The following is a 10,843-nucleotide window of genomic DNA, read 5'->3' as shown; positions in this document are numbered from 1 at the left end:
TCTGATGACTTCGTTTACAACAGGTCGGCGCCTTCAGCGGGCGGATCGAACAGGTTGACCACACGCCGATAGTCGGTGGGCGTGATACCCAGGTGGGCGCGGAAGAAGCGCGAGAAATGGCTGGGCGCCGAAAAACCCAGATCGTGCGCGATATCGCCAACAGAATCGCGCCCCTGGGTCAATCGCTGGACCGCAGCCTCGAAGCGCAGCACGTTGGCGTAGACCAGAGGGGTGACCTGGGTATCGCGCTGGAACAGCGTGAAGAAATGGGCCCGCGACAGGCCGGCCTTGTCGGCCAGGTCATCAACATCGAAGTCGCCGGCGACATCCTGTTTCATCACCGCAATCGTCTGGCGGATGCGCGGGTCCATGGCCGCCGGTGGGCGGCTCTTGAGCAGGCTGGACAGGTCACGCCAGCCCGAGCAGCTTTCTATCACCTCGATGATCAGCTCGAACAGCAGATGCTCCAACCGGCCGGGCGACACCTCGTCAGCCCACCACAACTCCAGCACAAATTCCTCGACATTCTTACGCGTCACCGCGTTGAGCTTCACAGTGGACTTGGGAAAGAAACGCGGATGACTGGACAGCGCCAGCGAGCGCTGGATCTCGGCCAGCCAACCTGGCTCAATGTAGAGCGCCAGGATCAGGGTGTTTTGTGCCGGTGGTGCCGGGTGCTCATAGGCATGGTGTTCCCAGGCGTTGACCAGCACCGCCAGGTCATCGGTCAGCGGTGCGAGTTCTCCGCGCACTCGAAAGGCGCCGTCAACACCACCGGCCTTGATCAGGATGTGACAGTGGTGATGGGCGTGCCCGACCAGAGGCGCATTCATGTCGAGCAAAGCAACGCGCCCGAACCGCCCCTGGAAGATTTTGACTGCTGACGACACGATGGATGATGTGGTGACGGAAAACCCGCACAGCATAGCGTGCGCGAACCCGACCCACACCCCGGATAACCCGGATACAGACCCGGCTTTTCAACCAGCCACCTGCAAGCTGACCAATCGACCGGCCCGAGTTCTCCCCCGTGGCTCAGGGCATGACGACGCCAGCGTTGTGGTAAATGTGCTTAATCTCCACGAAGTCGATCAGGGCGTCATAACCGTGCAGGCGACCCAGGCCGCTGCGGCGGTAACCACCAGTCTCGGCCTCGGCAAAAAGCTTGTTGTGGTCGTTGATCCAGACCGTGCCATTGCGCAAGGCCCGCGCCACACGCATCTGGCGCGCGCCATCCTGCGTCCAGACACTGGCCGACAGGCCGTACTCGCTGTGGTTGGCACGTGCCACGGCCTCGCGTTCATCCTCGAACTTCTCCAGCACCACGAAGGGGCCGAAGATCTCGTCCTGCACGAAGAAGGCGCTGGTATCGCGGTGCGCCACCAGGGTCGGACTCATGAAGTGGCCTGCCGCCGGCAGACCAGATGGGCGCCCGCCGCGCAGGATAACCTCGTCGGCCATGTCCATGGCCTGCTGGATCAGCTCGCCCACGCGCCGGTGCGACGGCGCGTCGATCAGCGGGCCGACATGGGCACCGGCAGCGCCGCCAGGCGCCACCACCAGGGCCTGCAGCGCACCCGACAGCGCGACCTTCATCTCCTCGTAGCGCGAGGCATGCACCAGCACGCGCCGGGCGGCGGTGCATTGCTGGCCGGAAATGATCGTCGCGGCCGCGGCCAGCTGAGGCGCGATGCGGGCGACGTCGACGTCGTCGAACACCAGGCAGCAGGATTTTCCGCCGAGTTCGAGCGAGAGCTTCTTCATGGTGGGCGCCGCCGCCGCCATGATGCGCTGGCCGGTGGCATTGGAACCCGTGAAGCTGATGACGTCGACCCCGGCGGAAGTGGTGAGCGCCTGGGCCACGTCGTGACCAAGCTCGCTGACCAGGTTGATGACGCCCTTGGGCAGCTTGGCGACCGCGTGCAGTTCGGCGATCACCGCCGCGGTGATCAGCGCCGTCTGGGGCGCGGGCTTGATCACCGTAGTGCAGCCGACGGCCAGCGCCGGCGTGAGAGAGCGGATCAGCAGCACGACCGGCGCGTTCCAGGGCACGATGATGCCGGCCACGCCGGCGGGCTCCTTGAGCAGGGTGGAGTACACCCCGGGCTCGACCTCGAACACATGGCCCGGGATGTAGCGGGTCAGGCCGGCGTAGTAGCGGATCTCGGAAATGGCGGCGCCGATCTCGCCGTGTGACTGGGCCAGGACCTTGCCGTTCTCCAGCGTCAGCAGGCGTGCCAGCGCGTCGGCGCGGGCCTCCAGGCGGTCGGCCCAGTTGAGCATGACCTGTTGGCGCAGGCGGGGCGACTGCGCCCAGTCCGGACGGTCGAAGGCACAGCGGGCCGCGGCAATCGCGGCCTGCGCGTCGACCTCGCCGCTGGCGGCATAACGGCCGATCACGGCCCCGTCGGCCGGGTTCAGGCTGGGTTCGAAGCGGCCACTCGCGGCATCCTGCCACTGGCCGTCGATCAGGTTACGGGCTTCAAGACTCATGTTCATGGACTCAATGCATCACGGAACCGCCATCGACCACGACGACCTGGCCGGTCACGAAGTCGCTGTCGGTGCTGGCCAGGTAGAGCAGTGTGCCGCAGAGGTCTTCCGGCGTGACCTCGCGCTTGATGGCACGGCTGGCGATGTTGTTGGCGCTCACGACGCCCTGCCACGCCGGGTTCGCCAGGGTGTTTTCGCTGGCCGTCAGACCCGGCGCAAGCGTGTTGACGCGGATGCCGGCGTCACCCAGCTCGCGCGCCATGCTGCGCGTCATGGCGACCACGGCGCCTTTGGAGCTGACGTAGTGCAGCAGCATCGGCGCACCCTTGAACACCGTTCCCGAGGCGATGTTGATGATCTTGCCGTAGCCCTGCTGGCGCATGGCGGGCAGCACCGCCTTGCTGCACTCGAACGGACCGCGCACGTTGACCGCCATCACCTTGTCCCACTCAGCGCTATCGATCTGCTCGAAGGGCTTGAGGGCCAGGTTGGTGAAGAGGCCGGCGTTGTTGACCAGGATGTCGATGCGGCCAAAGGCTTCGACAGCCGCGGCCGCCATCTGGAGGGTGGACGCAGACGAGGTAACGTCGACCCGGACCGCGATGGCCTGGCCGTCAGCCGCATTGATGGCGGCCGCCGTCGGGGCCGCGTCGATGACGTCGGCGCACACCACCCGGGCGCCCTCGGCGGCCAGCGCCTGCGCGTAGCGCGCGCCGATGCCCTGGGCCGCACCGGTGACGATCGCCACGCGACCGTCCAGCCGCGGGGCCCATTGTTTCAAGTTTTCTAACATATTGATTCCAGTTGGGGGTTCTCAGTGAGTGCCGGTGTTGCGCTCGACTTGCTGCGCCTCGAGCTTGCGGCGATCTTCTTCCTTGCGGTTCTCATCCGACATGCCGTTGAACAGCGTGCCAACCACACCCGAGTTGAGGTCGCTGGTGCCGAACAGCGCGTCGCAGAGCGGGAAGGTCAGGTTGAAGTTGCGCGTGTGCATGAAGTCCGGGTTGTGGTGCAGCACGTGCATGCGGCGCACGGTGTTGACCAGCGGGAGGCGGTCCAGCAGCGGGTGCTCGATGTGCGATAGCGTGTGCAGGCCCTCGTACATCAGGAAGTAGCCGGCCATGGTCATCATGGCGATGTAGCCTGCGTTCGCCGTCCACAGCGCGCCGAGCGCGATGGCCGCCGGCAGCGCGGCCATCACGAACATGACGGGCGCGAACGGCGGGAACAGCAGCGCACGCCAGTCGCGGTGGCCGTGATAGTCCAGCGTCTTGTGCGAGAAGAACTGGTGGTGTGTCGCCACGTGCCGCTTGTAGGCCATCTTCAACAGGCTCTTGGGGCTGTGCAGCAGGTAGCGGTGCGCCGCCCACTCGGCCCAGTTGCCAAAAAGGAACATCGGAACCACCACGTAGACCCACTCCTGCCAGACGGTGGTGCCGAGTTGGCTGGCGCAGTACCAGATGACGCCGATGGTGAATGTCAGCGTGAAGGCCAGATGCATCTCACCCCGGTACCAGCCCGGCGTGGAGGCGCGGTACTCGTCGCGAAACGCGTTAGAGCGGGCAACGATTTCCTGTTCTCTGTTCATGGTGTGTCTCCTTCTACTCAAGTCCGAGAAACTTGGCGGCAAAGGCCGGGTCGTCCAACAGCGCCTGGCGGTCCCCCTCCAGCACGGTACGGCCGTTTTCGATCACGTAGGCACGCTGCACGAAGTCCAGTGCGCGGTGGGTGTTCTGCTCGACCAGGAGCATGGTCACGCCCTCGTCGGCGATGCTGCGCAAGGCCTCCAGGATCTCGTCGACCAGCCTGGGCGCCACGCCGATGAAAGGCTCGTCCAGCAGCAGCAGCCTGGGTCGCGACATCAGGGCGCGGCCGATGGTCACCATCTGTTGCTGCCCTCCGCTGAGTTCGCCGGCGTTCTGGCACGCCTTGTCGCGCAGGATCGGGAACAGCGCGTAGACGCGCTCAAGCGTTGCATCGAGGTCCTTGCGGCTGGCCGCTGCATAGACCCCCATGACAAGGTTCTCCAGCACGCTCATAGCGGGGAACAGGCGCCGGCCTTCGGGCACCAGGGCGATGCCAGCGGCCACCGTCTGGGCCGTCGAGGGGCAATCCAGCAACCGGCCGTCGTAGGTGATGGTGCCGGACACGCTCGGGTACAGGCCGACGATCGCCCCCATCGCCGTGGACTTGCCCGCACCATTGGCGCCTAGAAGTCCCACGCGCTCACCCTTGCCCACGTGCAGTGAAACGTCCCACAGGGCGCGCAGGGCGCCGTGGTCCACACTCAGGTTCTTCAGCGTCAGCATCAGACAACTCCCTCTACCCGCTGCGGGGATTTCTGCGCCTTGGTCTTGGTGCTGGCCTGGGCAGCGCTGCCAAGATAGGTATTGAGCACACGCTCGTCCTTGACCACCTGGCTCAGGGGACCGTCGGCGATCATCGAACCCTGCTCCAGAACGATGACCCGGTCGACCACCTTCTCCAAGGCCGAGAAGATGTGCTCCACCCAGATCACGGTGATGCCGTAGCGGTCGCGCACGTGCCGGATGTGCTCGACGAAGCGCTGCACCTCGACCGGCGTCAGGCCCGAGGCGACCTCATCGACCAGCAGCAGGCGCGGCTTGCAGGCCAGCGCACGGGCGAATTCCAGCGCCTTGCGCTCTTGCACCGACAGGCTGTCGGCACGGTCGCGCAGGCGGTGGCTCAACTCGGCGTACTCGATGAAGGAACGCGCCTCGCGCATCGCATCGCGCGGCGACAGCGGAGCTTCGCTGAACATCAAGGGAATGGCGATGTTCTCCTGCACCGTCAGGTCCCCGAAGGGGCGCGGGATCTGGTAGGTGCGTCCGACGCCCAGACGAGCGATCTCGTCACGGCTGGCCCGGCTCAAGTCCTGGCCGGCAAACATCACGCGCCCCCCGGTAGGCGTGTACACCCGCGAAATGCAGTTGAACAGGGTCGTCTTGCCCGAGCCGTTGGGCCCGATCAGGCCGACGATCTCGCCCTGGCGAATACTCAGGCTGACGTCGTTGACGGCGACGTTGCCGCCGAACTGCATGCGTACGTTCTGCAACTCGATCAGGGGCTTCCCGCTCTCCGACTGGATGCGCGGCAGCGGCAGCGCCACGGCGGTGCCGTCCTTGGCCACCTGGAGAGCCGCCTGGGCATCCGACTCGCCCATGTACTCGTGATGCTCGCGCGCCAGGGCACTGAGCAGCGGCACGCGTCGTACCCACTTTGCGCGCAGGAAGCCGCCGGGCATGAAGCGCCCGATCAGCAGCACGATCAGGCCGTACAGGGTGGCCTGGAAGCCCTTCATGCTGACCAGCAGCCATTGCTGCAGCGTGGCCAGCACCAGCACGCCAACCAGCGGACCCCAGCGCAGGCCGGAGCCGGCAAACAGCACCATGGCCACCGGCACCAGCGCCACATTCAGGCCGAAGACGGTGGCCGGGTCGATATAGCTCATCTGCCAGGCCTGCAAGGCGCCGGCCACAGCGCCGAAGCCGGCGCTTAGCATCAGCACGCGCCGCTTGACCGGCGCGATGCGCACACCCACGGTCTCGGCCACCTGCTCATCGTTGCGGATGCTCTTGAGCGCGTAGCCGAAGCGCGCCGCATTGATGCGCAGTGTGACGATGAAGGTCAGCACGCACACCCCGAGAGAGATCAGGTAGGCCGGCTTGAGGACCTGCTCCACCGGCAAAACGATGCCGTCGGCCCCGTTGGTCACCGGCGTGAGGTTGTAGGCCAGCACCTCCATGAGCGGCAGCAGCGCAAGCGTGCCAAAGGCAAAGTAGTCGCCGTGCAGTCGGAACAGGGGCACCGAGATGACGAGCGCAGCCAGGGCTGTGATCAGCACCGCAAAGCCAATCGCGACGACCAGAGGCCATTGGCCGACCAGCGCAATCGAGAAGGCGTAGGCCCCGATGCCGTAGAAGCAGTAGTGCCCCAGGTTGACGTAACCCATCTCGCCGGCAACCCAGTCCCAGCTCTGGCCAAGGATGTAGGCGATCAGCACGGTGAATGCGATGGTGGTGATGTAGGCGTTGCCGACGAAGGGCAGCACGGCCAGGGCCAGCACTCCGACGCCGCCGGTCAGCCATCCGGCGGTGCGTGACATGCCATGTTTCATGCTTTGACTCCAACGCCCTTGGGATAGGCGACCAGGATCAGCAGCATCAGGACAACGCTGAGCGCAGGCGCCCATTCGGGCTTCCAGTACAGGCCAGTCAGGCCTTCGGCCACGCCGAGAAAGATCCCCGCCAACAGGGCGCCCGGCAGGTTGCCGACGCCACCGACGACGATGATGGTGAAGGCCTTGACCGTCAGGCCGAAGCCCATGTAGGGATCCACGGGGAAGGACAGCACGTAGAGCACGGCCGCGACGGCGACAGTCGCCGAGCCGAAGGCAAAGGTCAACGCCTTCATGCGCGTGCTCTGCACGCCGCAGATCTGGGCCCCCACCGGATCCTGTGTCACCGCGCGCACCGCACGGCCGAACCAGGTGCACGTGAGAATCAGGTGCATCACCACGGTCAGCAGCGCGATGCCCAGGAGGATCAACAGCTGGGTGGTCGAGATGACGATCTCGCCGAACTCCAACGCCTCCAGCCGCAAGGGAATGTTGCGCTGGGTGGCACCAGCAGCCTTGGCCGTAAGGTCCGAAAGGATCATCAGCGTGCCGACGGTCACCAGCACCGTGCCCACCGTGGACTCGAAGTGGTTGCGCTTGGACAGCGGGCGCAGCAGCACGTGGTAGTAGCCGTAGGCGCAGACGAACAGCAACGGCGCCAGCAGCACGGCGATCAGCAGCGGGTGCAGCTGCCAGCTGGCGTACGCCAAGCTGGCGAGCACGCCGCTGACCGCCAGCAGGGTGCCGTGTGCAAAGTTAAGGATGCGCACGACGCCGTAGATCAGCGACAGACCGAACGCGACCAGCGCGTACAGTCCGCCCAGCAGCACCCCACCGATAAGAACCTGGAGCAGGACTTCCATCTTTGTGACGTCCGCTTACTTCCAGGTCGGCGATGGCCAGACCAGCTTGCCGGTGGCCACCTCGGGCGGCCACACGACATTGACTTTGCCGCCATTCATCTGCACCGTGAAGGCACCGGTGTTGGGGAAGCCGCGCTCGTCGAAGGTCACGTCCCCGGCGGGCGACTTGACCGTGGCCTTGAACAAGGCTTCCTTGACCTTCTCCCGGTCCACCACGCCGGCTTTCTCGATGGCCTGGATCATGGTCAAGTAGGACGTCAGGCGGCCCAGCGTCCAGATGTAGTCGAACATCGACACGTCGGCACGCTTCATCACGGTCTCGACCAAGTCGCTGTAGTCACCCTTGACACCCGGGTACCAGCTGAGTTCGCCGGTCATGCCCTCGATGTCCTTGCCGACCTGGCGGTGCAGCGCGCCGGTAAGCATGGTGTGGTGCACGTCCATGGCACGCACCTTGAGCTGGCGCATCTGCTGTACCAGGGGAACCGAGGCGTTGTCGTAGGAGCTCAGGTAGATGATGTCGGCCTTGGCGGCACGGACCTTGGCAATCAGCGCCGTGAAATCCTTGAGTTCGGGCGAGAAGGTTTCATTGCCCAGCACCTTCAGGCCCTGCTCCTCGGCCTTCTTGCTCCAGGTCGCGGTAATGCCCTTCATCACCGGGTTGTCGTGGGTGATGAAGAAGATGGTCTGCGGCTTGGGACTGACCTTGCCGATCATCTCGAAATACCGCGCCGACCAGTTGGGCACCACCGGGAAAGGGGTGCCCCAGATGTACTTCAGGCCGCGATCGTACACAGACGGCGTGGCCACGTTGGCCATCACCATCGGAATCTTGTGCTTCTCGGCCACCGGCGGCACAGGGCCACCCAGCGAGGACCAGTCCGGACCGACGAAGAAATCAACCTTGTCGACCGTAGCCATCTTCTCGAACAGGGCGACGGCGGTGGCCGGAACGCTCTGGTCGTCATAGATCACGAACTTGATCGGCAGCTTCTTGTTGCAGGACTTCACCGACACGCCGCCACCCTTGTTGACTTCCTCGGCAAAGACCTCGGTCATCTTGCGCCAGCGGTCGGCCAGGGTCGAGAACGGCCCCGTCTCGGAAATGGTGGTGCCCAACACGATCGCCTCGCTGCACGAGCCGAGGGTGGCGTGCGCCGGTAGCACGGACAGGGCGCTGGTCAGCGCCACGGTGCTGGCCGCAATGATCTGCTTGATTGTTTTCATCTCATGTCTCCTCGTTGTTGAATGTCAAGAAACCGGGACTTCGAACTTACTGATCCTGGACGCCGAGCCCCTGCCAACGGCGCACCAGATGGGTGTGGTCGATCTCGAACAAGTCGAGCACCCGCCCCACTGTGTGGTTGACCACGTCGTCTATCGACGATGGCCTGGTATAGAAGGCCGGCACCGGCGGGAACACGATGCCGCCCATCTCCGTCACGGCGGTCATGTTGCGCAGGTGGGCCAGGTTCAGCGGCGTCTCGCGTGCCAGCAGGACCAGGCGGCGGCGCTCCTTGAGCACTACGTCGGCCGCGCGGCTGACCAGGTTGTCGGCCATGCCGTGGGCGACCTCCGCCAGCGTCTTCATCGAGCACGGTGCGATCACCATGCCCGCGGTGCGGAACGAGCCGCTCGAGACCGCCGCGCCGATGTCCTTGGCGTTGTGCACGACATCAGCCAGCGCCTCGATGTCAGCGCGTTTGAGGTTGAGCTCCTCGGCGGCGGTCAGGACGCCCGCGGCCGACACAATCAGATGGGTTTCCCACTCCGGCAAGTCGCGCAGCTGCTCGAGCAGGCGCACGCCGTAGATCGCGCCGCTGGCGCCCGTGATGGCGACGATCAGTCGCTTGCGATCGGGCCGGCTCATGCCTTGACGCCACCGGTACGCCAGTCGATGCGAGCCTCAGAGCGCACCTCCTGCCTCAGATCGACATCGGCCTCGCCGGGGACGCGCACCTTGGTGAACACATGCTCGTGGTAGGCCACCGGACGGGTCGCGTCCAAGCCCATCTTGGCGCTCAGCCCTTGCAGATGTGCCGGCGGCGCGCCGCCGTCCGGGTAGTCCTGGCCGACGGTGGTAGACGGATCGAGCACCGAGCCCTGTGCCCCGGCAATCACCACGAGGTCGCGATCGGCCTGGAAGCGCGTGGCCACGGCCCACTCCACCTGTTTCGGGTCGTGCACCTCCACATCGTCGTCGACCACGATCACCTGCTTGATGTCGTAGTGGGCACCGAAGGCGGCGCAGATCACGTTCTTGGGTTGGCCTTCGTGCGTCTTGCGCAGCTTGACGAACAGGTGGTAGCGCCCCACCCCGCCGATCGACAGGTGCACGTCCAGGACATTGGGGAAGCTGCGCTGCAGGTGCGCCAGCAAGGTGGCCTCGCGCGGGATGGAGCCCAGTAGCAGGTGCTCCATTTCCGCCGGCACGATGGTGTGGAAGATCGGGTTGTGGCGATGCGTGATGGCGTCCACCTCGATCACCTCGCGGCGCTCGCGCGCGCTGTAGTATTTCGGAAACTCGCCGAACGGCCCTTCGGGCTCGCGCACGCCGGGCAGCAGCCGCCCCTCGATCACGATCTCGCTGTTGGCCGGCACCCGCACCTCGTTAGTCTGGCACTTAACCACCGGCAGAGGCACGCCGTGCAAGGCCCCCGCAATCCCGAGTTCGTCATAGTCGATCGGCGCAATCGCCTGCGAGGCCAGCAGCGTCAGCGGGTCCACCCCGATCACCACCGCCACCTCCAGCACCTGGTTGCGCGACTCGGCCTCCTTGTAGAAGGCCAGCAGGTGGCGGGGCAGCATCAGGATGGCCATGCGGGTTCCTGAATGAACCTGGATGCGGTTGATCGAGACGTTCTGCACGCCCGTCACCGGGTTGCGTGCGATCACCAGACCGGCCGTGATGTAAGGGCCGTTGTCGTGTTCGCTGTGGGTCGGCACCGGCAGCAGCTTGAGAACATCGGCACCCCGCACGACCTCCTGCTGGCAGGGCGCCTGCGCAGCCTGCACCTCGCGCCAGGGTAGCGGGCTGTCGGCTGCCTTGCGAAAATGCGCCAGCATGTCGGACTCGGGCACGCCCATGGCCTCGGCGATCCAGCTGCGACGCGACATGAAACCCGACACCACGGGCATGCCAGTGCCACCGGCATCAGGAAAGTAGCTGGCCTGGTGACCATCGAGCCGCTTGGCAACGGCGGCCAGCCGGTGCTTCAGCGCCACGCCCTCGCGCAGCACGGCCAACCGACCGGTGGCCTCCAGATGCGCCAGCCATTCGCGTAGGTCTGAGCGGGGTACGTTGGGGGGCTGCTGCTTCGTCATGAGCTCTGTATCCATGGTGGTTTGA

10 protein-coding genes are annotated in these 10,843 nt (G+C 65.4%); all 10 read right to left on the bottom strand.

Annotated features, from left to right (window positions below; translation table 11 throughout):
• Positions 1–14 precede the first annotated feature (14 nt).
• Positions 15–926, bottom strand: a complete 912-nt coding sequence (locus HTY51_RS03280; RefSeq protein WP_254606971.1) for an AraC family transcriptional regulator — start codon at positions 924–926, stop codon at positions 15–17.
• A gap of 109 nt (positions 927–1,035) precedes the next feature.
• Positions 1,036–2,493, bottom strand: a complete 1,458-nt coding sequence (locus HTY51_RS03275; protein ID WP_217448264.1) for an aldehyde dehydrogenase family protein — start codon at positions 2,491–2,493, stop codon at positions 1,036–1,038.
• A gap of 10 nt (positions 2,494–2,503) precedes the next feature.
• Entirely contained in the window at positions 2,504–3,286 is a 783-nt protein-coding gene (locus HTY51_RS03270; protein ID WP_174251388.1) for an SDR family NAD(P)-dependent oxidoreductase, read from the bottom strand.
• Between the two features lie 21 nt (positions 3,287–3,307).
• The gene (locus tag HTY51_RS03265) at positions 3,308–4,081 is read right to left on the bottom strand and encodes a sterol desaturase family protein (protein WP_174251387.1); all 774 of its coding nucleotides are present in this window, start codon (positions 4,079–4,081) and stop codon (positions 3,308–3,310) included.
• A 13-nt stretch (positions 4,082–4,094) separates the two neighbouring features.
• Positions 4,095–4,802 (bottom strand): ABC transporter ATP-binding protein, encoded by a 708-nt coding sequence (locus HTY51_RS03260; protein ID WP_174251386.1) that lies wholly within the window; start codon positions 4,800–4,802, stop codon positions 4,095–4,097.
• A complete protein-coding gene (locus HTY51_RS03255) occupies positions 4,802–6,619 on the bottom strand; it encodes a branched-chain amino acid ABC transporter ATP-binding protein/permease (RefSeq protein WP_174251385.1) in 1,818 nt (605 codons plus the stop codon). The genes HTY51_RS03260 and HTY51_RS03255 overlap by 1 nt, the downstream gene beginning before the upstream one ends.
• Before the next feature lie 8 nt (positions 6,620–6,627).
• Entirely contained in the window at positions 6,628–7,494 is an 867-nt protein-coding gene (locus tag HTY51_RS03250) for a branched-chain amino acid ABC transporter permease (protein ID WP_174251384.1), read from the bottom strand.
• A 15-nt stretch (positions 7,495–7,509) separates the two neighbouring features.
• The gene (locus tag HTY51_RS03245) at positions 7,510–8,721 is read right to left on the bottom strand and encodes an amino acid ABC transporter substrate-binding protein (protein ID WP_174251383.1); all 1,212 of its coding nucleotides are present in this window, start codon (positions 8,719–8,721) and stop codon (positions 7,510–7,512) included.
• 46 nt (positions 8,722–8,767) lie between these two features.
• On the bottom strand, positions 8,768–9,364 hold the full coding sequence (locus HTY51_RS03240) for a UbiX family flavin prenyltransferase (protein ID WP_174251382.1): 597 nt from the start codon (positions 9,362–9,364) through the stop codon (positions 8,768–8,770).
• Positions 9,361–10,833, bottom strand: a complete 1,473-nt coding sequence (locus tag HTY51_RS03235; RefSeq protein ID WP_254606970.1) for a UbiD family decarboxylase — start codon at positions 10,831–10,833, stop codon at positions 9,361–9,363. Before HTY51_RS03235 ends, HTY51_RS03240 begins: the two co-directional genes overlap by 4 nt.
• Between the last annotated feature and the right edge of the window lie 10 nt (positions 10,834–10,843).

It is taken from the genome of Rhodoferax sp. BAB1, from assembly GCF_013334205.1.
Classification (GTDB): domain Bacteria; phylum Pseudomonadota; class Gammaproteobacteria; order Burkholderiales; family Burkholderiaceae_C; genus Hylemonella.
The sequence above is the reverse complement of the archived record's forward strand: the minus strand, read 5'-3'. Positions and strand labels throughout refer to the sequence as shown.